This is a genomic window from Bacteroidota bacterium (assembly GCA_008933805.1).
GTDB lineage: Bacteria > Bacteroidota > Bacteroidia > UBA8524 > UBA8524 > SB11.
This window is the reverse complement of the sequence record WBUH01000011.1, coordinates 26,211-49,082: the sequence shown is the minus strand read 5'-3', so window position 1 is coordinate 49,082 and position 22,872 is coordinate 26,211. Positions and strand designations below refer to the sequence as shown.

Annotated in this window: 26 protein-coding genes; 24 read left to right on the top strand and 2 right to left on the bottom strand. The window is 45.0% G+C overall.

Translation table 11 applies throughout. The features are described 5' to 3' along the window. Positions 1–471: 471 nt before the first annotated feature. The 9 genes from F9K23_11700 (at position 472) to F9K23_11660 (ending at position 6,618) form a co-directional block, all read left to right on the top strand. Entirely contained in the window at positions 472–1,707 is a 1,236-nt protein-coding gene (locus tag F9K23_11700; protein KAB2915152.1) for a site-specific integrase, read from the top strand. A gap of 452 nt (positions 1,708–2,159) precedes the next feature. Beyond that, the gene (locus F9K23_11695) at positions 2,160–3,059 is read left to right on the top strand and encodes a hypothetical protein (GenBank protein ID KAB2915151.1); all 900 of its coding nucleotides are present in this window, start codon (positions 2,160–2,162) and stop codon (positions 3,057–3,059) included. A 131-nt stretch (positions 3,060–3,190) separates the two neighbouring features. Continuing rightward, a complete protein-coding gene (locus F9K23_11690; GenBank protein ID KAB2915150.1) occupies positions 3,191–3,502 on the top strand; it encodes a helix-turn-helix domain-containing protein in 312 nt (103 codons plus the stop codon). A 203-nt stretch (positions 3,503–3,705) separates the two neighbouring features. Continuing rightward, complete coding sequence (locus tag F9K23_11685; GenBank protein KAB2915149.1) at positions 3,706–4,011, top strand: hypothetical protein; 306 nt, start codon at positions 3,706–3,708, stop codon at positions 4,009–4,011. Positions 4,012–4,115: 104 nt separating this feature from the next. Beyond that, entirely contained in the window at positions 4,116–4,316 is a 201-nt protein-coding gene (locus F9K23_11680) for a hypothetical protein (protein ID KAB2915148.1), read from the top strand. Further along, on the top strand, positions 4,313–5,587 hold the full coding sequence (locus F9K23_11675) for a helix-turn-helix transcriptional regulator (protein KAB2915147.1): 1,275 nt from the start codon (positions 4,313–4,315) through the stop codon (positions 5,585–5,587). Before F9K23_11680 ends, F9K23_11675 begins: the two co-directional genes overlap by 4 nt. A gap of 6 nt (positions 5,588–5,593) precedes the next feature. Then, positions 5,594–5,908, top strand: coding sequence for a hypothetical protein (locus F9K23_11670; GenBank protein KAB2915146.1), 315 nt, complete (start codon positions 5,594–5,596; stop codon positions 5,906–5,908). Next, on the top strand, positions 5,905–6,312 hold the full coding sequence (locus F9K23_11665) for a hypothetical protein (protein KAB2915145.1): 408 nt from the start codon (positions 5,905–5,907) through the stop codon (positions 6,310–6,312). The genes F9K23_11670 and F9K23_11665 overlap by 4 nt, the downstream gene beginning before the upstream one ends. Positions 6,313–6,411: 99 nt before the next feature. Next, a complete protein-coding gene (locus tag F9K23_11660) occupies positions 6,412–6,618 on the top strand; it encodes a DUF4248 domain-containing protein (GenBank protein ID KAB2915144.1) in 207 nt (68 codons plus the stop codon). A gap of 1 nt (position 6,619) precedes the next feature. Here the strand turns inward: F9K23_11660 and F9K23_11655 are convergent, their stop codons facing one another. Both F9K23_11655 and F9K23_11650 read right to left on the bottom strand, forming a co-directional pair. Then, the gene (locus tag F9K23_11655) at positions 6,620–7,201 is read right to left on the bottom strand and encodes a hypothetical protein (GenBank protein KAB2915143.1); all 582 of its coding nucleotides are present in this window, start codon (positions 7,199–7,201) and stop codon (positions 6,620–6,622) included. 19 nt (positions 7,202–7,220) lie between these two features. After that, a complete protein-coding gene (locus F9K23_11650) occupies positions 7,221–8,018 on the bottom strand; it encodes a hypothetical protein (GenBank protein KAB2915142.1) in 798 nt (265 codons plus the stop codon). Between the two features lie 124 nt (positions 8,019–8,142). Between F9K23_11650 and F9K23_11645 the strand changes: the two genes are divergently transcribed. The 15 genes from F9K23_11645 to F9K23_11575 all read left to right on the top strand — a co-directional run bounded on the left by F9K23_11645 (position 8,143) and on the right by F9K23_11575 (position 22,811). After that, positions 8,143–8,724, top strand: a complete 582-nt coding sequence (locus F9K23_11645) for a hypothetical protein (protein KAB2915141.1) — start codon at positions 8,143–8,145, stop codon at positions 8,722–8,724. Beyond that, the gene (locus tag F9K23_11640) at positions 8,721–10,520 is read left to right on the top strand and encodes a hypothetical protein (protein ID KAB2915140.1); all 1,800 of its coding nucleotides are present in this window, start codon (positions 8,721–8,723) and stop codon (positions 10,518–10,520) included. The genes F9K23_11645 and F9K23_11640 overlap by 4 nt, the downstream gene beginning before the upstream one ends. A 15-nt stretch (positions 10,521–10,535) precedes the next feature. Further along, positions 10,536–11,096 (top strand): hypothetical protein, encoded by a 561-nt coding sequence (locus tag F9K23_11635; protein ID KAB2915139.1) that lies wholly within the window; start codon positions 10,536–10,538, stop codon positions 11,094–11,096. Between the two features lie 78 nt (positions 11,097–11,174). Beyond that, positions 11,175–11,852, top strand: a complete 678-nt coding sequence (locus F9K23_11630) for a hypothetical protein (protein ID KAB2915138.1) — start codon at positions 11,175–11,177, stop codon at positions 11,850–11,852. 55 nt (positions 11,853–11,907) lie between these two features. Then, the gene (locus F9K23_11625; GenBank protein ID KAB2915137.1) at positions 11,908–12,276 is read left to right on the top strand and encodes a hypothetical protein; all 369 of its coding nucleotides are present in this window, start codon (positions 11,908–11,910) and stop codon (positions 12,274–12,276) included. 5 nt (positions 12,277–12,281) lie between these two features. Beyond that, positions 12,282–12,542: a hypothetical protein gene (locus F9K23_11620; GenBank protein KAB2915136.1), complete on the top strand. Its 261-nt coding sequence runs from the start codon at positions 12,282–12,284 to the stop codon at positions 12,540–12,542. A gap of 118 nt (positions 12,543–12,660) precedes the next feature. After that, positions 12,661–13,620, top strand: a complete 960-nt coding sequence (locus tag F9K23_11615) for a LamG domain-containing protein (protein KAB2915135.1) — start codon at positions 12,661–12,663, stop codon at positions 13,618–13,620. Then, positions 13,610–13,852, top strand: a complete 243-nt coding sequence (locus F9K23_11610) for a hypothetical protein (protein KAB2915134.1) — start codon at positions 13,610–13,612, stop codon at positions 13,850–13,852. Before F9K23_11615 ends, F9K23_11610 begins: the two co-directional genes overlap by 11 nt. 4 nt (positions 13,853–13,856) lie before the next feature. Next, complete coding sequence (locus F9K23_11605; protein KAB2915133.1) at positions 13,857–14,117, top strand: hypothetical protein; 261 nt, start codon at positions 13,857–13,859, stop codon at positions 14,115–14,117. After that, the gene (locus F9K23_11600; GenBank protein ID KAB2915132.1) at positions 14,114–14,935 is read left to right on the top strand and encodes a hypothetical protein; all 822 of its coding nucleotides are present in this window, start codon (positions 14,114–14,116) and stop codon (positions 14,933–14,935) included. Before F9K23_11605 ends, F9K23_11600 begins: the two co-directional genes overlap by 4 nt. 173 nt (positions 14,936–15,108) lie before the next feature. Then, positions 15,109–15,309 (top strand): hypothetical protein, encoded by a 201-nt coding sequence (locus F9K23_11595; GenBank protein ID KAB2915131.1) that lies wholly within the window; start codon positions 15,109–15,111, stop codon positions 15,307–15,309. A 3-nt stretch (positions 15,310–15,312) separates the two neighbouring features. After that, complete coding sequence (locus F9K23_11590; protein KAB2915130.1) at positions 15,313–16,251, top strand: hypothetical protein; 939 nt, start codon at positions 15,313–15,315, stop codon at positions 16,249–16,251. 3 nt (positions 16,252–16,254) lie between these two features. Beyond that, complete coding sequence (locus F9K23_11585; GenBank protein KAB2915129.1) at positions 16,255–16,884, top strand: hypothetical protein; 630 nt, start codon at positions 16,255–16,257, stop codon at positions 16,882–16,884. Between the two features lie 7 nt (positions 16,885–16,891). Next, positions 16,892–22,084, top strand: coding sequence for a hypothetical protein (locus tag F9K23_11580; protein KAB2915128.1), 5,193 nt, complete (start codon positions 16,892–16,894; stop codon positions 22,082–22,084). Position 22,085: 1 nt separating this feature from the next. After that, complete coding sequence (locus tag F9K23_11575; protein KAB2915127.1) at positions 22,086–22,811, top strand: hypothetical protein; 726 nt, start codon at positions 22,086–22,088, stop codon at positions 22,809–22,811. The last annotated feature ends 61 nt before the right edge of the window (positions 22,812–22,872 follow it).

Here is a 22,872-nt window from a genome sequence, read left to right as displayed (position 1 = left end):
GCGTAACCGGGTAACACCGTAACTTTTATAGTAAAAGTGTCCCAAATTGTCCCACACTAACGGGACAGTTTTTTTGATTGTAGTTTTCTTACAATCAGTGTTTTATTGATTACAAATGATTGTCCCGCGTGTCCCAGCTAAAATGGGTTGGTAAGTATTGGGCAGTTGATTTTCGCTGTTGAAAAGTCTGTCGGAGCAATCTGTTTGCACAATTTCAGAAGGATTACTTCAAAACTCAAAAGCAGTTTTTCGTAATAACGATAGTCGCGGCCGTGCGTTGGATTCCCTGAGCCTGTCGAAGAAGCTCATATTCATATTGTCGTTTTTTGCTTTTATTTGTTTCTTATTGATTTTAAAGGGCTTTAAGGACTTTAATACTATTACCTATTGCTTCTTTTTGTTTCGATTTGCTATATTTGTTGTACCTATGTTGTACCGATTAGGGGTACAACATGGGTTTAACTACAAACTATGGCTACCATAAAATTACTTCTTAGAACCTCAAAGACATTGGCTGACGGAACCCATCCTATTGTAATCAGGGTAACGGTCAACCGTAAGTCTAAGTTCATCTTCACAGGAAAGACAGCAAAAGTATCTCAATGGGATGCCGCTTTGGGTTTAACCAATAAGAAACACCCGTTGCATTCCGACTTAAACATCTATTTAGGCCAACGCTTATTAGATGCCCAAACTGAATTACTTGACCTTCAACGCCAAAAGAAAGGGTTTTCAGCCGGAACTGTTCGGGAGATAATCAAGGATAATAAGCCCTCAATGACCTTCGTTCAGTTTTGTGATAAACTGCTTGCTGAACTAAAGCAACAAGGACGCATTGGGACACGGAGAACTTACCGTACTGTTAAATATTCTATACTTCGGTTTACCAATAACAACCAATCGTTGACCTTTTCAGATATTGACGTTGCCTTTTTGACGAAATACGAACAATACCTAAAAGCCAACGGGTTTAAAATCTCATACGTTAAAACGCAGCTAAATAAACTAAAGGCTATCATTGGTAAAGCTATACTTGATAGGGTAGTTAAAAAGAATAATAATCCGTTTTTAGAATACAGCCTGAGCCATTTGCGACCCGAATACCAGCACCGTTCTCTTGACAAAGACAAATTAGAAAAATTACTTCGCTATCAAGCCGAGGAAGGTACAAGTAAGCAAGATACCATTAACTTCTTCACCTTTTCCTATTACTGTTGGGGTATGAATTTTACTGATATGGCCAAGCTGAAATGGAAAAACATCTACAACGGCAGGTTGGTTTACAATCGTTCCAAAACAGGAAAGATGCACAATATCTTATTATTGGAACCCGCTATAAAGGTAATTGAATATTACAAACACCTCAAATATGGGGAGAATAACATGCCTCCTGCCGAGGACTTCATTTTTCCTATCCTTGACCCTGATAAATATAATACAGCCTCAAGAATTGCTAATCGTATTGAATTTAAACTGTCTTTGACCAACCGATGCCTTAAAACCATCGCTTCTGAATTGGAACTTGAGGAAAACGTAACCTTTTATATGGCAAGGCATACGTTTGCGACCCAACTGTTAAGGAAAGACGTGGCTACTGCCAAAATCCAAAATATGTTGGGGCATTCATCCGAACGAATGACCCAAACGTATTTGGACAGCTTCAAAAACGATGAATTGGACGAAGTATCTATGTTGTTGATGGGGTAATCGGTCTTTTACCATCAGTGTGACTCGTCCCTGAAACAGTTTTCCAACAACACGTTGTTGCAGTCAAAATGCACGTAAACAGCTAATCATAAAATAATTACATAAATAGTTCTAAAAACACCGTGTTTTTTGTAAAAATAATTAATTACTAATCAGACACTTGTAAAAACAGCGTGTTGGAGGTTTTCCAACACGCTGTTTTTTTGATTTGGTATAACTAATTGGTTACTAATTACATCACAAAAAACCTGTGCAACAACGTGTTGTTTTTCTAACCCCAAGCTACCTGTGCCTTGAAATACCTGTAATTACAAGTTTTGTCGAAAAACCTTTAATAATGGGTACATTTTTTACATTATTGCGTTCTTATGTAATATTCCGACAGAATAAAACAGTTGGTTAAATTACATTATGATTTCAGGATACACATTTTTAAGGAAAGAGACCAAACTATGAATTTACGCAACAACATCTTTGTAGAGGTGATGCACGCCCATTTCAATCATTATCTACAGTATTACAGGCACGAACCCCTTAACAGGGTTTACAACAACCCCGCCCAATCACCCCCGACACACGGCTACCCCGACGACTTTTTCAGCATCTTTGAGATGATTACCGACCCCAACGAGGAAAAGCGCAATGCCGTTAACGAACAATTAGAACAGTCACTGGAAGATAACGCTGACCAATTTCCGCAATTGGACAATGTAGCCAAGCCGCAGGTCAAGTACAATTCGATATTAGGGGTGCGAATGAACCTAAAACAAATCAAGGTCGGCCATCCCGATACACGGGTAACAACGGTAACCTACCGATACAAGTTTTACAAACTGCATTATGTTCTGCTGTTTCTGTTGAGCCGGGATAAGATGAAAAGGGCACACATTTACAACAACCACTTAAAAGTGGTACAACGGGAAATTTATCCTGAAATACTGCCAACGGCAAAAAAAACAACTGTTACTGAAGGGGAAAACGAAATATCGGAGTTAGGGCTAATGAAAATCACAGAAGACTTGACACCTGAGTTTACCGTACGCCGACAATGTATCTTGGGACTTTCAATTATTAAGGCGATGGGAGTAAATCTTGCTTCGATTAATTTCACGGATGTGGCTAAGTTTATCCATGTGCTTGCAGCCAAAGAAATACCATTAGATAAGCACGGAAAACCAATTATAGACAACTCATACATCTACAAAATACTTAAAAATTTGCGTAGAACACCGAAAGAAACAGCAGCTGAAGACTTGGTTTTCATAAAAAAATATGTGGAACCGTTAGATATTGAAAATAAAAACCCAAACGTAAAAAGGTTAGTTAAACAATTGGAAATCAAATCCAACTAAAATTACGACGGACTTAAAAACATAAATGCGGCGGGACTACCCGCCGTATTTTTTCAAAAAGTCGGTATCATCCCGCGCTAACTGTCCCGCCACTTTTTCCTAAATATTTGCTGCACTTACTCGAAACAACAATGGCAGCAAACCCTTTCACTGAAATTTCTGAAAAATTAGATGCGCTTACCCAAATGGTAGCAGAAATGCAACGTCAAACCAAAGTAAGCCTTAAACCCGTTGATGCTCCTTTGACCGTAGAGGAGGCAATGGATTATCTTAACCTTTCTAAAAGCAGGCTTTACCGGTTAACCTCACAGCGGGGCATACCGTTTATTAAACGCGGCCAGGGTATCCTGTTCAATAAACCCGATTTGGACAAGTGGCTGCAATCCAAGCGCAAGAAGACAGCCGACGAAATCAGGCAGGAGGCAAAAAGGTACAGGGGCTAACCAACTAATTTATCGTTAGCAATGGACTTTTACAAGCACACAACCCACACCTGCGCAGGGTGCAATACACATTTGAAAGCCGAACCCACCCGATTATTGGGTGCTTTTTCGGTAAAGACGGGTGTTTTGCGTTGCAACCAATGCAACCGTGTTTTTACTGTTTCCCTCACCCACCTTCAAAAACCCAAACAACACGTATAACAATGGCAAAGAAAACCATCCTGCCTGTGTCCACTAATACAGGGGAGCAGGTTAAAGAATTTGTAAAAGCGCAACTTACCCCAACGGATGCTCAGGGCAACCCTGCACCCGACCGAAATCTGACTGACAGCCAACGCACATGGCTGACCGTGGATGAAATCACCGATACGGTAAAAATTAAGAACCCCCAAAGCGGAATTACCAAAGCTGCGGTGGTAAAAGCTGTTACCGAAATGATACAGGAGGGCAGTCTCAAACAACGGATGCGTAAACCACCACACGTAAGCGAATATACCGCCGTACAATAACCCATGCACCCAACAGTAATGTGAATAGCAAGCGCGGGGGGCTGATTAGCCCCCTTTGCCGCTTGGTGTAAGTAGTTAAGTAAATTAAGACAGGGAAGTTGCAAATGTACCTTCAAAAAGCCAAAGCAGAGACCGAAAAAATACGGCACATCCAACGGCTGTTATTATTTCCCGAAACGCCCCACAATGAAAGCGATACCGAATTGTTAACCCGCCAAATTGCCACCCACCAACGACTGTATAAACGCTTCATCACCCTTGCCCAAAAGCACCAACAAGACTTAAACAACCCGTTGTTTTTATGAATACCACAGACACAACACCATTATACTTTGAGCGGATAGACATCACCACCGCCCGTTCCAACGCCAATAAATACATTCAGCAATACAACCAAAAAGCCCCTTCAAAAAAAGAATGGATACGCGGTGGGGTATTGGCCACTTTAATGCGGGTTATTGATGCCTTTGTGCGCCAAAACAACTTCGTCGGCCAACTTGCAGGTCAATCAGTGCCCTGCCGATTAAACAACTGTATGCTGGCCGACCAGTTAAAAGTGGATAGGCGTACCATTATCAACCATCTTAACAAACTGGAGAAAGCAGGCTTTCTTACCAAGAAGTTTAGAGGTACTTATGCGAATTACGAATTGACCGTATCTGCGTGTGTGTTGGTAAGCAACAACGTGTTGTTGGAGCAAATCAATGCCCCTACCACTACCCCCGAACCCCTTGAAAATACTCACAATGCGAAAAAAGTTCGCCCTATCAGTCTTGCAACTAATGTAGAAATAAGTAATATGCTCCCTAAACCCTGTGAATTGGGGGATAACCCCGTTGAAAATAGCGGTGTGCCTCCTGCGTCGGCACCAGTTAACAAGGCTCTTGCCACTATTTCCTGCCACCAGCCCAAAGTAATGTGTACAGGTGAAAAACCGCAAGGGTTATCCACTTCCCAAAAAGAAAAAAAAGAGGGGGGCGGCGGCGCGAATTTTTCGGGGGGCGCGGCGGCCAAAAAACACTATCCTGCGTGGCAAATAGCCCTTGTTAAAACCTTTTACAGTTACCTAATTACCCATTTGTACCCTTACCGTACCTATTCAGCGGACATCGAGCGTGCCATCCTGAATAAAGTATTTAGTCACGTGTATTACGGCTTTAAAGAACCTACCTACACCCGAACCGATTGGGAAGGATACCACGAGGAACTGTTGGAGCGGGTGCGGTTAATTAAAGCATGGTTAGACCGACCCTTACCGCAATACAAAGCTAAACAGTATGAGATGGGCAAATTTTTGGTAAACCCGCTCACCTTCTTAGACCGAAATTGTCCCTACGGATTTGCCCAAACCGCACAATGGTTGGTAATGGCTTACCAAAGAAAGGAACTGATAAAAGCGGAACTGGAACTCGATAAAGCCCGCAAGGAAATCATCACCGGCACTGACCGATTGAATGTGTACCGCAGGTGGGAAAAACGGTTTAAAAATAAGAAGCTGCCCGAAGCCCAAACCATGTTTTACAAAGCAATGGCCGATATACAAAACCAATTAGTAGCAATTAAACAGGCATCATAATTCATAATGAACACACCGCAACAAAGAGAAAACAAGCCGTTGACTGAAAAGCAACGCAGTGTTTTTGCCACCAATGCAAAATTTAAACTGGTAATGTTTTTCAGAAAAGGGATTGGTCGTAACGGGGATAATAAGCCAAAAGTGTTTTTCTCCCGTGAGTTGCACGATAAGGCAGGGGATGCAGGGGAAAAGGCATTAATAGACTTGGTCACTGAAAAATATACGGGTAAATACCGCACGGCTCTTATTTACGATAACCAAACAGGGGTATTGCTGCACAAATGGGTGTTTAACGGGATACTTGAAGATAAGAGAATATGAACCAACAACGTGTTGTGGATAGCTGGCAGCGCATTGAAGCAATCCCCCCCGACCGCATCATGTACAGAATCGGGTATTCGGATGCAAAGGCATTGGCGTGTATGTTGTACGGATTAATTGTACTGGATTGCACACAGCTACCCAAAGCCCACCAGCGAGCCTATCGGGCAGCGGTGCTGCTTACGGAGCCTTTGGGTGTAAAGCTGCAAAACCTCACCAAAAAGTCTTTTGCAAAGCATAAAACCATTGCTATTAACCAAAAAATGGCAGAAGGTTTCATGTTGGCCTATGAAGCAGGTTGCTTCAACAACGTGTTGTTGCGCACCAATCCTTTGGTTAAAAAGTATTTTGAAGGGGTATTGTACTTGCTGTACGAAGCGTTGGGGAGATACTACCCTCTATAAACAACAAAGGCGGGTGTTGCCCGCCTTGTTGGTGTCCATAGTTAGATTAATAATCTATTTACTTACTGTAAAACAAACATACTAAAACGTCGTATCAAAATGGAAAATAAAGTAAAACTGGTTAGTAAGAATTTAAGCACACTGGCCGCTGAGTATGGGGTTTCATTGCATACAATGCGGAAGTGGCTACTTTTAATTAATGGGCTAAAAGTGGAGGGCAGAACGACAAGGGATTATACGCCCAAAGAGGTTGAAATAATATATAACCACCTTGGGGTGCCGAATTGCGATTACGACCAACAGTAAATTAAACGGTTATCCGATAACACTTTAAACTCTGCAAAACACACAAGACAAATATTGTATAACACAAAAACGCTGAGAAATAATTCAATAAAATAATATTTTTAGATTTTCTTAAAACCTCTTCAGGCCAATAATATGTATTTGGCCTTCCTGTGGACTCAATTACATCTTTAATGTTCAATTCACTTATCGGTTTACCATACCGTTCTTCCAAAACTAAAATAACAGACGGGAAAATCTCCTCTTTTTTCCCAATTATCATTTGCTCCCCATCTTTTACCACGACATATTTATCCATTGAATTGTGGTAATGATAAACAAAATATGGGCCGATAAAAAAACAAATAGCCGCAAGGATAAGCCAAAATTTCCCATGTTTCTTTAGTCGGAACAAACCGATTGGGATAAAGAGCATAGCAGTTACGCCGATAGACAGAAATTTAGCATAGTTAGAATAATGGTTATTTTCATTCGTCTCAATAGGGAGGTCAATTAAAAACCCAGAAAAAATGGATACAAAAAAAACACCCCATTGGGCAAGGGTTGTCCAGTTTTCTCTTAATGACGTTGAAATTGATGGCATACTAAAATGGTTTGACAAATCATTCACTCACTAAATTGTATTCATAGATATTAGTTCCCTGACCGCTGCTAACTCGCTCAGTTTGTCCAGTATTTTGTTTCTTTTTAATCTCGTGTCTGTAAAAATTATGATAGATTTCCGTAGTTTCCCTTAACATTTGAATGCAGTACACCCCCCCTCTTAAGGTAATGTTGTATTTCCCCTTTGAGAAGTTTGCAACACCCCTGAATGTGTCATCTAAAGTCCTTACACATAAACAAATTCCGCTACAATAATCGAAGAACTTTATAGTCAAATTGTCCAATAATATATTTTGTTTATTTCTAACAATAAATTCAAATGGGGTTTCCACAAGCTCTTTGAATTTATTAAAGTTCTCTTTTTCAAATTGAATAATCCGGAATGATGAATTAACAATTGACGTGTCAGTTTCACTTGCTATTACCTTGCTGATTGCATTTAAAACGACTGAATAATGAAACTCATAGTTCTTGTGGCTAATGGAGTCTGTTTCCAAGCTGGTCAGGTATAAGTAATCTGTTGTAATCTGACTTAATAATGGGGAACATATTGAGATAAATTTAAAGTATGCAATGGAGGTGGTGATACTTTTATCGGAATTTTCATATTGGTTGCTCAATTCTTTAAAACTCATAACTTTTTGCTTAATCCCGCTGGACTCTCCCTTCAATTGTTCAAACGGTTCCGACCCACGTTTAGAATCGTACACAGGAGCATCCCAAACCTCTGAGGAATCCGGTTGCGACTTTGAATAAATGCAAATGGCTAAAAAGAATGATAGTACAATTAGCTTCATAGGTTATCAAATATAAAAAATTTTAATTTAACTTCAATTATTTGAATATTAATTAAAATTCAAGGATTACTTGTAACCCATAATTTCCGCCTCCTGCACCTTTGCTCTACCATTACGAGTAAAGATGACAGGACTTATGAAATTAGCCGCAGTCGGAGCGGTATCAGCTATCGGCTATACCGCCCTGCGCCTGTCAAGGGTGTACAACAACTTAAACACCACCTTTGGTATTCCCCACGTTTACGGCATCTTGCGCACACGGTTTATCGGGGTTACCATTCCTGCAATTATTTATAACTATTCAGGTCAACTGCTGAACCTAAAACGCCTTCGCATAGAGGTATCCTACAAAGACAATAAAGGGAATTTTGTGCCGCTCGGCATTAGTCCCCGCTTGGTAGAGACCGCCCAATTACTTAAAGACAAGCGGAACGATTTGCGGTTTGACTTGGAATTAGACGCAATGGCATTAGCGGCCGTACAGCCTACTACCCCGATAAAGGTGCTGCTAAAATTCAATTTCGGTATTATCCCTTTGAGTATTCCCTACCACATTACCATTAATGACTTTATTCCCCCTGTGGCCTTTACGGCCATCAAAAGCCTGTTAAAACTTATAGGCTTAGGCAACCCTTCGGTAAACAGGCTACAACCGCTGCAATCCGCAGGCATTACAATCACTAATAAAATGGGGGACGTTTTATGATAGGCCCAAACCTTGACCCCCGCTATGAGACCCAAGTCCCTGTTTATTTTTTAAACGGTTTGGGGCTTACCGCAGCTACCCACCGAACTTTAAAAGACATTACCCCGTATTTGGGGTATTTCCCTACTCCGTTGGGGGACGACGAACCCTACAATAAAGGCGAATACATCCGAACTGGTAAAGTACTGGAGCTGATAGACCAAAAAGTCCGCAAGTACAAAACCGACACTCAAAAATTCGCAAAAGAAATCGTTTCAAAGGGGTTGGCCCCCCAAACGGCACAGGGAGTAAAAGAGATATGCAGGCGGTTGTACCAATGGCTGATAGACCACGTGCAATACAAACAAGACAGGGCAGGCCGTGAGGAATTGCGCCGTCCTGCAAGGGTGGTAAAAGAAGCCCGTAACGGGGTGGATTGCGACTGCTTTTCCTACTTTATTTCCACGGTACTTACCAACCTATCCATTCCTCACCACCTGCGCATTATAGCCGTTGGCAAAGCCACCGCCTACCATCACATCTACGTCATAGTTCCCCATCAAAAAGGCAGCCTTGAGCCTTTCCGCGACAAATACCGCTATACGGTGGTTGACCCCGTGCTGGACACCTTTGATGAAGAACCCCAACATATCACCGCTTATCACGATTATCCAATGACCAATTTCACCACCTCTTTACAGGGCATTCCCCTAACGGGACTTGACGACCTGTACCAAAAGCTGTCTGCCACAAGGGCGGCCATGCAAAACAATCCGCAATCTTACTATAAGGCGGGCATTAATCCCTCTGCCGCTATTCCCTTAATTACCCAAGCCTTGGATGCGTGGTACACCCCACGAAGGCAGGATGTGCTAAACAGGCTTGCACAGCTTGACCACACCCTGTACACGGGGATGAACGGGGTACCGATGAACGGTTTTTTTCAAAACGTATCCAATGCCGCTAAAAAAGTGGTGAGTGAAGTAAAAACAGTGGTTCAAACGGCCGTTACCGACCCTAAAAAATTAGTCAACCAAACCATTGACCAAGCCAAACAATTAATTGACAAAGCCATTGACTATGGGCGCGAAGGGGTGTTATTCATCCCCCGTAAAGCCTTTTTGGCATTGGTGGAGCTGAACGTTCGGGGATTGGCTTCTGATTTCAAAAAAGGATTGTCCGACCCCGCTATTGCCGACCGTATGAAACGGGTATGGGAAGGCGACTTAGGAGGTAACTTTTCCAACTTCACCAGTGCCATTAATACAGGGGCAAACAAGCCTTTTCTTTTCGGGTTACGCGGATTAGCAGGCGAACCTGTCACCGTCGCGTCGTTAACCGCTTCTGCGGGGGCTGTGCTTGCCATAGTTAAACCGATTTTGGACGCAATCAGCAAAGGGGTACAGGTAGTTAATCAGGGAAAGGATATTGTCCAAACATTCGTAAATAAAGGAGACAGCCCAGCGGCATTAATAACCCCGCAAACCAACCTTCCTTTGCCTTATCCTGTTTCCTTACCTGCTACTGTCCCTTCTTACCCTGCCCCAACGGGCGTAAACCCCAATTATTCCCAACAAACCAGTTACGATGCCCCTACGGGGGTTAACCCGAACTACCAAAACCAACCTGCCGCTAATAGCGGCAGCGGCAATAATAAAACCCTTTTAATCGGTGCGGGGGTTGCCACAGGATTGGTGCTGCTGTATGCAGCCACCAAGAAAAAGAAAGGCGGGCTGAACGGTTTGCAGGGCAAAACCAAAAAAAGCCACTCCAAAAAACGCAACAAATCAGGCAAAACTTCCTCCATCACTTTCTAATCCAACACAACCATAATGAGTACATCAACTTCACTAAAAGCCTACACCAATCCAACGGTGTTAAAACAGGTCGGCTTACAGATTTTGGGCGGCACAAGCGGCCTTGTAATTGCCAACCAGATAGATAAAAGAATGAACGCCCAAAAAGGCTTGGCCGTTCCCTTAGCAATTTTGGCAGGCGGAGTGGCAGGGATTGTTTATTACTTCGTTAACCCGCCCAAATCAACCGATAAATTAGGTAGTTTTTTACAAGGTACTTCCGTAGGTGCGGCAGTAGTGGGCGGCCTTAAATCTATGCAATACGGTGTAGAAAAACTTTCCATTATGAGCGGTTTAGGCCGTTTGCGTGGCTTTATCTCCCCCGAACTTTTGGAGAAATTCAAAGCCACTATGCCTACCATTAACGGTATGGGCGAAGTGCCCAGTTACAACAACGACCCGATGGCTTCAATGATGGGTTTGGGTAATTATTACACCACCAACTACTACGAACCCGAACCCTCCAACAACGTACTAACCGCAAAACCCATTAACGGCTACGTGGAGGCCATTGACGTAATGTCAGAAGTACGCTAATCAGTCAATAGTCCATTGTCCACGGCAATACCGTTGACCAATCCCCAACCCCTAACTACTAACAACCAACAACAACCAATGAGTGTAATACGACGCAACCCCAATTTTTCCGCAGGGATTTCACAATTCCTGCTTGACCAGATAATTAAAGGCAAGGCTGGCGAAGATGTAAAACGCCAATTTGAGGCGGGCAATATCGAGTTTATCGATATGAGTTTTAAAGTGCGCTACAAATTAGGAGTAATGGCTGCCTCTGCCAATGCAACGGTAAATATTATCGATACCACGCTTGCCAAAACCGAAGGCCGCACCGATTTGCACCAAGGTATTTTGCCGGGCAAGATGCCTTTTGCCATCGGAGCGGTTCGTTTGGCGTATGCCGAAACCGCAGGTTTACCCGAAACAGGGGTGTATAAAAGCCGCAAGTACGCCTTTAATGTTACCGCCGCAGCGGCAGAGCAAGCCCTGTTAGTGCCTTACCTGTTGCAAAACAGCCGTTTTGAATTGTGGCAAGGCTCGCGCAGACTGTTAAACGAACAGGTAGAGACCTTTTTTGCCGATACCAACCAAATTACAGAAGGCGGCCATTTGTTAGATGCGCTGACGTTGGACAACCCGAAGTTATTGATGCCGGATGAGACCCTTTCAGGAGTTATCATTCCTCCTCTTACGGGAGCATCGTTGGTTGCTGATTCATGTATTGAGTTAAAAATCATCGGAACTGCCGCCCAATTACGCAAAACCTCTGCTGTATAACCTGCCATAACCCCAAGGGGGGCGGTGCAAGCCGCCCCCTTTCATTAACCACCCAATGAGACGATTAAAGACTTTAAATATCAGTTTGGCTGCCGCAACGGCGGCAGGTACATACTCCTACACGTTCACCGCCGACAAGGATATGCAGTTGATTACTTCGGTGGCAATTGCTGAAAACAAGCGCAATGCTGCCGATATATACCGCATCGGGTTAAAACCGACCAACGGCGGTGACGTGGTAATTGACGTGTGCAACCGTGCCTTTTGGGTAGTGGACACAGCCATCCCCATTAATGAACGGATGCTCTACTTAGGAGACGGTGGCATTATCGCTCAAGGCTACCAATACACCGTATCGGTAACCATCGTAGAGAACCTTGTCGGCGCACTGAATTTGGATATGGTATTTGACCAACGCAGTTAAGGGCTATGGTAAATTGGGAAGACTACAAATACACGGGCGATAACGACAGCTTTCCGCACGAAGGGTATTCGGGATACAGTGTCGAAAACACAGGAACGGTCAACGTAACCTTAAACGATAACACCTTACTCACTCCCGGACAAGAGAGGGTATTCCCCTACTTTGAAAACCACTATTACACAGGCATGGTGCGCCTTATTTGGTCAACCGCAGCAGGTTCTAAAAACATTACAGTGAGGGCGTTTCGGATAACAGACCCTTGTTGATAGTCGGTAGTCAGAGGTCAGTGGTCAGTAGTCCGTTGCCCCATTATCCTAAACACTAATCACCAATAACTAACCACTAACAACCAGCAACAACCAACCAACCACTAACCACCAAAAGATGCAAACCCCCTTCGGAAATACCCCCAATACGACCGCTTATAACACCTATGGTGCTGCCATAGGTTCGGGGGAAGGATATATCCTTGACAGGGCACAGGGTGCAAAAATGGCGGTATCGGTACGCAAGCTCTCACAAGGCTATGCAGGCAATTACGCCCGTATCCGAAGAGCATCCGACAATTCAGAAACCGAAATTACCACCCCCTACGGAGGCTTTATCACCCCGCAGGCGGCGGTATCGGACGGGAGCGGGTTGCAAGGGTGGCTTTCGGGAGCGGACGGTGCGGGGGTGCGGTGGTACGACCAAAGCGGAGCTGCCCATTTAACTCAAAATACCGCTGCTAACCAATTCTTGTTACGCTTCGGTTATACAGGCAACCGAAGTGCCTTTGCAGGAAAGCCCTTATCGGATTACCAATGGGTATATCCAGCCTCAACGGGCAATTACCTCTTTGGAGTGAACAAACAGTTCTCTTTTCATTTTGTGGTGAAAACCAATATCACCGCAGGGGCTGATTTTGCGATGTTTTACCACATCGCCTCCAATAACGACCTGATACGCGGATTGATACTAAGGGTGGTAGGTTCGGGTAACGGTTACAAAGCAGGGTTTGTCGGCGGCGACTTAAATGCCACCGTTAATATGTCAACGGTAAGTGTTTTTGACAATACCCGACCGCACCATGTACTTTTTTGCTATGACGGCACGGTAAACACATCGTGGACGGACAGGGTGACAGTTTATGTGGACGGCTTAACAAGCCCGATGGCGGCATCGTTCCAAACAGGGCCGTTCCCCGCCCCGTTGACCCAACCCGTCACAGTGCCGAGGGTGTGGAGTCCTTATACTGCGATAGTTAACAGCGGAATATCCGAAGCTATTCTTTGGGACAGGTTACTCACCCCTGCTGAAATTTCATTTATCACCCAAAACACCCGTAAAGCCTATGGAATATAAATACTATACAGCAGTGCGCTTTGACTCTCTCAATGAAGCTGCGGCCTTTTCACAAAGCTGCCTCACCCCGCTTACCGTTGAGGATGCTGCAACCCAGTATATGTACCCTGTTGCCCTTACCGATACCGGAAAATACGCCGTGATAATCTACAACCTCAACGACCTGAACGAAACCGACATTTTACAAGTAACCATCCAAAAAGTAAACACGGAATTTATCCCCCTTGACTAATACCATGTTTGATAAACAACTCACCTTAAAACAAGCCATCACTATTGTTACCTCCACAGTAACCCTGTGCGGGGGAGCATGGGTGGACATGAAAATATCGGTAGCACGGCAGGACACTGCCATATCGGAAACCGAACGCCGATTGGAAGAAACACGGCGCACCGAAGAGGAGCATTACCGCGAGCTGAAGCAATCCAACCAAGCCATTTACGACAAGCTGATAGAGATACAGGTTTCACTGCAAAATAAACAAGACCGCCCATGAACTTTCAACAAATCAGCTACGGCAAAGCCCTTCGTGTGGCAGTGAACGGAAAACCCATCACCCCCCGCAAGAAGTATGAAGAAATTATACAGTCAGGGCAAACCCCTGAAAGCTATGTACAAAGTGTACTGTCCCAATTGGGTATCGGCAAATGCTCCGTAGAGTATTTCAAAGCTAACGGTACCTCTTTTATCAAAGAAGGACAGTTTGATTACACCAACAACGGCAGCGCAACCACCCCCGCCCCCATAACGCACGGAGTACCGCTCGGCGGTGCTTTTCAGGGGTTGGTATATACCGGTCACGAAGCCCTTTTGGCCAAACAGTACGAAAAATGGTACAACGAAGAAGCCGACAAAAACCGTAAGCTGCGCACCGAATTAGACGAGGCTACCCGCGAGCTGAACCGCGTAAAGAACGATTTGCAACTGGCCGACATGAAAAAAGAGGTGGAATTGCAAAAACGGGAATTGGACATGGAAAAAGCCTCAAAAACAGGCTTGGACGGTTTTGCCGATACCATTGAGAAGAACCCCTATTTGCAAACCCTGTTGGATAAAATCGTGGATAGTTTCAATTCAGGAGGTAAAACCAACGGTATTGAAACGGTCAACGACCCTGAAATCCAAAAGGCCATCACCGACGCTACCCACCAACTGGTTCAAATGGCCACCAACGACCGAGAGCATTTTGCTTACGTAGCCCTTGCCCTTGATAAACTTACCCAAGACAAGGAAATGGCCAAATACATCTACAACTGGATGAATACACCTACCGAAGGTACTCAACAGTCAACGGTCAATACTCCACCGCTGTAAACGGACAGTTGTCAGTAGTCGGCTGTCAGTAGTCAGTTTTAGGCTTTGGGTTATTAGCCCTTAGCAAAGAGAAGCTAACAGCTAAAGGCCAACCGCCAATAGCAATACTACCGACCACTGACCACAAACCACCAATCCCCAATCCCCAACCCCTAATCACTAACCCCTAAAAAATGGCACAACTCATCATCAACACCAAAGAAACCGACCTTGTTGCACAAAACAACCGCGCACGGTCATTACAATCTTTATCAGACGGCTTCTCCAATAACGCCCTTGCAGTATTGGCAGAATGGGCAAAAGCCCCCAACGTGGAGGAAAAAATCATGAACAATCAGGGTAAAATCCGTTTTGCCCTCGGCATTAAAAAGTAATTGATGAACTCACAAGGGATAAAGGACATCGGTATCGGCCTTGCCGCCTTATTGGGCGGCTGGGCGGTTTTTAACTTCTTTAAGAAAAAAGAGCTGGCCACTACCCCCGGCACGGACGAGTTTCAGGAAGAACAGGTAAAACGTATTGCAGTGGACACCAAGAAGCTGGCCAACGACAGTTTCAAATACAAGTCCGCTGCCGACCAACTATACAACGAATTGTCAAAGCGTATTCCCGTTGCCAACATCTTCACTTACAATTCATCCGCCTTGTTTTCCATAGTCAGCGGGCTGAACGCTGAGGAGTTAAAACAGGTAGTGAAGGACTTTGGTGTGCGCAGCTTAAAAATATTCAACCTGATTAGTTTGCCCGACGGGGGCACCTTGTTTGAATGGTTCGACAACATATTGACCAAAGAGCATTTGGAGCGGATGCGGGAAATTTTTAAGCCCACGGGATTGTGGCAAAGCCCTACCCAAAAGCCTGATAATACCGCTTATGTAAACTACCTCAACCAATGGATGGGTGCAAATTTGGGGAAAGTAAAATACCCCAATCCCCGCCTTGCCATTGGCCGACCCGTTTATTCCACTTACACGGGCAAAGAAAACATAGGGTACTTAGACAACGGGTGGTGGGATATTAACTCTTGGCGGGCTAAAAAAGGCCAATCGGGGGATTTTTATGTACGCCCTTCGGATGCCATCCGCCCTTTGGGGACAATTTCGGATGTGATGCGCCTGACCGAACCCGATAAATTGGGACAAGTGCCCTTAATAAAGGTTAAAATCACCCACCCCCAATTGTTTACCAATGCCCCCAACCCGCTGCTGAACCGCGAAGTATGGCTCGCCCCTTCACGGCTGACCGATGCCCCTTACAACCCATCATTACAAGGGCTTACATCATTTACCCATCCTACTTTAGCCAATGTATTATAGCCGATGGACGCCGTTTTTGAATTATGGAACGAGTACATACTCAAGGAATGGGAAGGGGGTATTGCTGACCGACCCTTGCGCGACGACCCCGGCGGTTTGACCAACCGAGGGGTAACCATTGCCGTATGGCGGGAATGGGCACCCAAATTGTTCGGGATACCAGGCAACGAAACCACCCTTCGACAGCTTACCGAAGCCCAAGCCAAACGGGTAGCCTATGAAATTTACTGGAAGTTCTACGGAATTGACAAAGTAAACAACCCCGCAATAAAGATGCTGCTTGCCGACTCAGTTTGGGGCGGTGGAGGGTATAGCAGCTTGGGGTACAAAACAGGCACTTATGCCCAACGTGCCGGCCTAATCAACAAAGACAACCAAGCCAACCCCAGACTTTTTGACCTTTTGGTACAACGCAGGCTGGCCTATTTACGCAGCCTATCCAATTACCAAGCCAACAAAAACGGATGGGAAAACCGCGTATGGAGGGGCAACGGTAAAATGCTGTCCCTCACCCAAGTGGTCGCTAAATACAACCTTAACAACGCCGTTGTAGGGGTTAGTTTAGTCAGTGCGATTGCATTGGCATTAGTAGCAAGGGCGGTGTATAAAAAGATTAAACAGAAAAAAAAGTAAACCACCCATGAATAAAAAAGGGTTTGTGATGGCCATTGCCAAACGGCTGCATTCAGGGGAGCGGCTTACCAACAAAGAAGTCAATACCCTTGCAGGGCAATTCGGTATTCAGGACAAAAATTTAATCAAAGAACTGACCGAACTGGCTTTAGTAGGTATTGCAAGAAAACTTGCCCACCAAAAAGGCGCAACGCAAAAAGAAGCGTTTGAGCAAATCGTTGCCCTTTACCAGCGGCAAAACAACCTTTCCCACCGCACCTCACAGAGTATTTTGTTGCAGCAATATTCGACCCCCGCCCCCATTGCGTATTTAATGGGACGGTATTGCGGCATTGATAAAAAAGGCACTTACTTAGAACCCACCGCAGGAAACGGGATGCTTACCATTGCGGGGCAGCCCGAACACTTTACCGTTAACGAATTAGACCCTGTTCGGCTGGACAACCTTGCCCAAGAAAAGTACGGGGAAATTTACCGAATAGATGCCCAAGAATGGGTATTGCCCCAAAAGTATGATGCGGTGCTTACTAACCCGCCCTTCGGCACGTTGCCCGCCCCCGTAAAAAGAGAAGGGTATCTCATTTACGACCTCGACCACCTGTTAGCCATTAATGCACTGGCTGCCATGAATGATAGTGGCAAAGCTGCCATTATTATCGGTGGTCATACCCGTTGGGACAATTTCGGCAGGGTGCAATCCGGCAAAAACCGCATTTTCCTCAACTTCCTCTACCACTTTTACCACGTTGAAGATATTTTATTAATCAATGGTAAAGCCCTCTATTCCCGTCAGGGGACAGGGTTTAACAGCCGATTGATTTTGATAAACGGCAGAAAAGCCCAACCCGAAGGGGTTGCCCCCCTTAAAAAATCCACCGATACAGCTATTAATTCTTTTGAGGAGCTGTACGGGCGCATCACCCAATTACAAAACTCCGATTCAGCAATGCACACCAACGACGAACTTACAAGGCTCAAAGCACAGGCCAAAAAAATAAAACTGCTTTTAGACAACGGCTTAGGGATGCCCTATATCCCCGCTTCTAAAAACAAACGGCTGAATGTAGATACCCCCGACAGTATGGGCACGGAAATACAGCAGGCATTGGAACTGCTAAAACAGGCCGTAGGGGATGTGGACGAATTTGTCCGTAAGAAGTTAGGGTATAAAACCGCCCAAGAACTTACCCATGCGTTAAGTGCCGAACAAACCGACGCGGTTGCCTTATCTATTTTCAACGTTGAGCAGCGCAACCAAGGCATTATTATCGGCGACCAAACAGGGATAGGCAAAGGCAGGGTAGCCGCAGCGATGATACGCTATGCGGTAAAGCACGGTAAAAAACCCGTTTTCATTACCGAAAAGCCCAATTTATTCTCTGATTTGTACCGCGACCTTTCCGCCATCGGCAGCGCATCGCTCAATCCCTTTATCCTTAACACCAAAGAAAGCAAAACTCAGGTAAAGGATGAAGACGGCAAGGTGGTGTATGAGCCGCCGTTGGCGCAAGAACAAAACAAAATCATCGCTTCGGGCAAACTGCCCCCCAAGTACGATTATGTGATGCTCACTTACAGCCAGCTTAACGGCGGGGAAATCAACTATACAGGGACAAATGCCCATTTAAAACTTTCCGCCAAACAGCAATTTGTCCGTGCCTTAGCCCCCGATAACGTGTTTATCATGGACGAAGCCCACAACGCCAGCGGGGAAAGTAAAACAGGGATAATGCTGCAATACATTATCGCCCCTACTATATCGGTGGTGTTTTTAAGTGCCACCTTTGCCAAACGCCCCGATAACCTGCCTATATACGCCTTAAAAACCGCTATCAGCGAAGCCAATATGAGTACACAGGCATTGGTGGACGGGATAGAAAAAGGCGGTATCGCCTTGCAGGAAATCCTATCCTCCCAATTGGTGGAATACGGGCAAATGCTACGAAGGGAACGCACTTATGAAGGTATTGAAGTAAATTACATCACCCTTGAGGACAAGGCCGACGAACACAGAGCCATTGCCGATAACATCACCGAAATTTTGCGGGCTATCATTGCTTTTCAGTTGAACTACATACAGCCTGAAATTTACAAGTTGGATATGATAGCCGCCCTTTCCAACACAGGCACAGAGATAGAGACCCGCAAAGGCACGGCCAGAGCAGGGGTGGACAATACCCCCTACTTTTCAAAAATATTCCAAGTGGTCAACCAAATGTTGTTTTCCATCAAAGCGGGCGATGTGGCCGACCGTGCCATTATGCGCTTAAAGGAAGGCAAAAAACCCGTGATTGCCTTTTCAAATACAATGGGCAGCTTCTTAGAATCTATGCAAGAGGCGGACGGTTCGGGAATAAAAGAAGGCAGCCGCATCAATGCGGACTTTGCCACTGTATTAATGAAAGGTTTGGACGGGATATTGCGCTATTCAGAACGCACCGAAACAGGGAAGGTAAACTATAAGAAGTTTGACATTACAACGTTTTCCTTTGAAGCCCAACGGGAGTATGAAAAGATAGCCGAACGGATACGCACCATTACTTCGGGGATTGTTATCAGTCCGATTGACCTTATCAAACAAAAAATACAGGCGGCAGGGTACAGCGTTGCCGAAGTAACCGGACGTAAGTATGAATTGCTGCTCACCCCCGCAAAAGCAAACGAAGCATTGCCCGAAGTACAGTTTGAGAACAACGCTAAATCGAATGGTAAAGCCCTTCAACCCTCCGACCTGAATGCGAACCTTAAAAAACTGATGCCCCAAAACCAGCAAAAGGCAATAATGGGCAACGATGAATTAGCGGAGGTGGTGGCAGAATTAAACGAATTAGCCGACAAAGCCCGCTCCAATTACAGAAAAAACAACGATACGGCTTACCTGCATTACTTTTTCGGGGGTAGCGACTGGTACATTAATGGCTTTGACGGTGACGACCTGTTGTACGGTTTTGCCGTCCTGAACGGCGATTGGGAAAGTGCTGAATACGGTTATACTTCCCTTGAAGAACTCTTGTCCATCAAAAAGGGGATTAGTACCGTAGAGCTTGACTTTTATTGGGAACCTGTTGAAATTAAACAAATAATAAAAAACGAAGGGCATCACGGATTAAACGGTTTGGGAAAAGCCGCCAACAATAATGCACCCAAACCCGCCCCCACCCGTTATATCGGAACGGTGGTCGCCCGCAAACGCGAAAATACCAACGATGCTTTCCGACGGTTTAATGACAATGAAGCGGACGTGCTGTTAATCAACCAAAGCGGCTCCACAGGGGCAAGTGCCCACGCATTGCCGACTAAGAAAGTACCCGCCTCAAGAGTAAAGCAACGGGTGATGCTGCTTTTGCAGGCAGAGCTGAATATCAGCACCGAAGTACAGAAGCGTGGGCGTATCAACCGCACAGGCCAAATCCTGCCCCCCATTTACGATTACATTTTTTCAGCCATCCCCGCCGAAAAACGCTTAATGATGATGCTGCAAAACAAACTTAAAAGTTTGGATGCCAACACCTCCAGCAACCAACGGCAGAGTGCGGCCATGCTCAGTACCGATGACTTTTTAAACCGTATCGGGGATAACGTGGTGGTGCAATACCTCAAAGACAACCGCAATATCAACGACCTGTTAGACGACCCCTTAAAGCTCGCTAAAATGGAAACGGATGCACGCTATTCATCCGACGATGCTGCCCATAGGGTAACAGGCAGGGTGGCGGTATTGTCCGCCCAAATGCAGGAAACCTTTTACAAAGACGTATTGGCCGCTTATAACGAGGAGGTCAACTACTTAAAACAGATTGATGAATACGACCTTGAGGTCGAGTACGTGGACTTAAAGGCCGTTACCCTTGAACGCAAAATTATGATTGTAGGCAAAGGCGGTAAAAGTGCCTTTGGCAATAATACCTATCTTGAAAAATGCGAGGTAAACGTCCTTAAAAAGCCTTATACGGTAACAGAGCTTGACAACTTGTATATGCAGGCCACCAACGGCAAAACACCCCTCGAAATCAAATCAACACTCAAAGAGAAGTACAGCCAATGGGTGGAAAATGAAATCCAGCGGCTGACCAATGAGATAAACAAAGAGTACGATACAAGAATAGCCCTCTTAACGTCCCAAGGGGACTACCAAACCCAATATCGCCAATTGGAAGAAGCACGCAAGCAGAAACTTGCCAGCGTGGTAGGAGGATTAAAAAACCAATCCGCGACCGTACTTAAAATGCTCGGTTTTTTTCACATCGGAAGGTTACTCGAATACCCTATTGACCCCTACGACCCTGCATCGGGAAACAGTATGGCTGTTTCGTTGGGAATAGCCGTGAATGAAAATGCAGCCAAACTCTTTTTACCCAGTAAAATGGTGTTGCAGCTTGCCATTGCCAACGGTCGTAAACGCATCAATATCCCTTTAAGTAAATACACCGACATTGCAGCCATTGCGGGGCGGAGCAACGACACCCAGCAAGGGGATTGGGAGTATGTGAAGACAAATTGGCAAATAGCCATCAAGTCGGCCACCCTTGAGCGGGGCATCGCTTACATTGCCACAGGCAATCTGTTACAGAGTTATTCTGAGAATAATTCGGGCAAAGGGCTTTTAAACAAAGGACGGTTAATCACCTTTACCACCCGCGAAGGAAAGGTGCGCAAAGGCAAAATTATGCCTTACGGATGGGAAGCCCCTGACTTTACGGGCAGTGAAAAAATTATCAAAGTCCCTGTATTAAAAGCACTGCCTATCGTCGCATCCCTGCCCCCAAGCGGCGGCATGGAAACTGATATGGGGGTCAGCCTGATAAAAAAACGGAACTATAACTACCTGCTACAAATTCACGCCTCCCGTAAAATAAGCGGTAATGTTTTCCTTGACCAAGACCTCAACCGTTTAATGGACAACGGCAGGTTTGATAAGCAGGCTGAATATATGACAGCCGAGTTTTCACCCAACCAACTAAAAGAAGTGCTTACCCTGTTACAGGAACGCTTTAAGGCCAGTGTGTTTATCGCTCCCCACCAATTAGACCTGATTAAAGGTGAAATTGAAGCGGACAAAGGCACTGACGAGGTGAAACCCTTAAAACTGATGCAACAGGTCAATGAGCCTGAAAACGAACCCGATTTGGATTACTCTGAGTTGGAAGCCCTGCGACTTCGTGCAAGGGCACTTAAAATTAAACTACTATTAGCTATTTAATATGAACGTACAATCGTATTTTAAAATGGGTATCAACCCTTCAGCATTGCCCGAAAACCTGCGTACTGCCCACGAATATGTGAAGGATGCCACCAAAGAGGGCAAAACACTGGTATATTACAACAACGACCCCGAAGTAAGGAAAATGGTGGATGCCACTATTGAACGGGTCAGTAACTACCTGAAGGAAAACAAAGGCATTGACAAAACCCCTGTTAAGAAACAGGCCAAAGGCAAAGCACCGGGTATTATACGCAAAGCTCCCGCCCCGCCTAAAAAGAAAACGCCCCGTAAAACCAATAAGGTTGCCGCCAAATCCAAAAAGCCTAAAAAGGCGGTAAAGGCCAAAGTAAGAACCAAAATCAAAGTAATCAAAGAGAAAGCCCCCAAAGCCCTTGTAAACGTTAAGAAATACAGTCTTGAACTGCAACTGATAAAATCCTTTGTTGCTATGAAGGGCAAAGACAAAAAGGTAAGTGCCATCCGCAGCTTTCTTAAACGGATTGAGACGGCCAAAACCAATACCAATGTGTCTTCTCAAAAATCCCTCCTTACCACCATTGCACAGCGCATGAAATCAGCATTGGCAGGGTTGGCGGGTGATGTAACGGTAATCAGAAACATAAACATTGCAGACGACCTTTTGACAAAGTGCAAAGCGGCGGTGAAAAATGCCAAGCCAAGATTACAAGTACAATATTTATCGGGGCTTAACGGAAAAAAGTAGTTCGGGCGGACAGTCCGCGGACACGTCCGACGGATAGTCCGCCCGTAAGAAAAAATGCTAT

Excerpts from the sequence above, each read along its gene's own strand:
- F9K23_11700 (KAB2915152.1), top strand. The coding sequence starts at position 472 with ATGGCTACCATAAAATTACTTCTTAGAACCTCAAAGACATTGGCTGAC.
- F9K23_11695 (KAB2915151.1), top strand. The coding sequence starts at position 2,160 with ATGAATTTACGCAACAACATCTTTGTAGAGGTGATGCACGCCCATTTC.
- F9K23_11690 (KAB2915150.1), top strand. The coding sequence starts at position 3,191 with ATGGCAGCAAACCCTTTCACTGAAATTTCTGAAAAATTAGATGCGCTT.
- F9K23_11685 (KAB2915149.1), top strand. The coding sequence starts at position 3,706 with ATGGCAAAGAAAACCATCCTGCCTGTGTCCACTAATACAGGGGAGCAG.
- F9K23_11680 (KAB2915148.1), top strand. The coding sequence starts at position 4,116 with ATGTACCTTCAAAAAGCCAAAGCAGAGACCGAAAAAATACGGCACATC.
- F9K23_11675 (KAB2915147.1), top strand. The coding sequence starts at position 4,313 with ATGAATACCACAGACACAACACCATTATACTTTGAGCGGATAGACATC.
- F9K23_11670 (KAB2915146.1), top strand. The coding sequence starts at position 5,594 with ATGAACACACCGCAACAAAGAGAAAACAAGCCGTTGACTGAAAAGCAA.
- F9K23_11665 (KAB2915145.1), top strand. The coding sequence starts at position 5,905 with ATGAACCAACAACGTGTTGTGGATAGCTGGCAGCGCATTGAAGCAATC.
- F9K23_11660 (KAB2915144.1), top strand. The coding sequence starts at position 6,412 with ATGGAAAATAAAGTAAAACTGGTTAGTAAGAATTTAAGCACACTGGCC.
- F9K23_11655 (KAB2915143.1), bottom strand. The coding sequence starts at position 7,201 with ATGCCATCAATTTCAACGTCATTAAGAGAAAACTGGACAACCCTTGCC.
- F9K23_11650 (KAB2915142.1), bottom strand. The coding sequence starts at position 8,018 with ATGAAGCTAATTGTACTATCATTCTTTTTAGCCATTTGCATTTATTCA.
- F9K23_11645 (KAB2915141.1), top strand. The coding sequence starts at position 8,143 with ATGACAGGACTTATGAAATTAGCCGCAGTCGGAGCGGTATCAGCTATC.
- F9K23_11640 (KAB2915140.1), top strand. The coding sequence starts at position 8,721 with ATGATAGGCCCAAACCTTGACCCCCGCTATGAGACCCAAGTCCCTGTT.
- F9K23_11635 (KAB2915139.1), top strand. The coding sequence starts at position 10,536 with ATGAGTACATCAACTTCACTAAAAGCCTACACCAATCCAACGGTGTTA.
- F9K23_11630 (KAB2915138.1), top strand. The coding sequence starts at position 11,175 with ATGAGTGTAATACGACGCAACCCCAATTTTTCCGCAGGGATTTCACAA.
- F9K23_11625 (KAB2915137.1), top strand. The coding sequence starts at position 11,908 with ATGAGACGATTAAAGACTTTAAATATCAGTTTGGCTGCCGCAACGGCG.
- F9K23_11620 (KAB2915136.1), top strand. The coding sequence starts at position 12,282 with ATGGTAAATTGGGAAGACTACAAATACACGGGCGATAACGACAGCTTT.
- F9K23_11615 (KAB2915135.1), top strand. The coding sequence starts at position 12,661 with ATGCAAACCCCCTTCGGAAATACCCCCAATACGACCGCTTATAACACC.
- F9K23_11610 (KAB2915134.1), top strand. The coding sequence starts at position 13,610 with ATGGAATATAAATACTATACAGCAGTGCGCTTTGACTCTCTCAATGAA.
- F9K23_11605 (KAB2915133.1), top strand. The coding sequence starts at position 13,857 with ATGTTTGATAAACAACTCACCTTAAAACAAGCCATCACTATTGTTACC.
- F9K23_11600 (KAB2915132.1), top strand. The coding sequence starts at position 14,114 with ATGAACTTTCAACAAATCAGCTACGGCAAAGCCCTTCGTGTGGCAGTG.
- F9K23_11595 (KAB2915131.1), top strand. The coding sequence starts at position 15,109 with ATGGCACAACTCATCATCAACACCAAAGAAACCGACCTTGTTGCACAA.
- F9K23_11590 (KAB2915130.1), top strand. The coding sequence starts at position 15,313 with ATGAACTCACAAGGGATAAAGGACATCGGTATCGGCCTTGCCGCCTTA.
- F9K23_11585 (KAB2915129.1), top strand. The coding sequence starts at position 16,255 with ATGGACGCCGTTTTTGAATTATGGAACGAGTACATACTCAAGGAATGG.
- F9K23_11580 (KAB2915128.1), top strand. The coding sequence starts at position 16,892 with ATGAATAAAAAAGGGTTTGTGATGGCCATTGCCAAACGGCTGCATTCA.
- F9K23_11575 (KAB2915127.1), top strand. The coding sequence starts at position 22,086 with ATGAACGTACAATCGTATTTTAAAATGGGTATCAACCCTTCAGCATTG.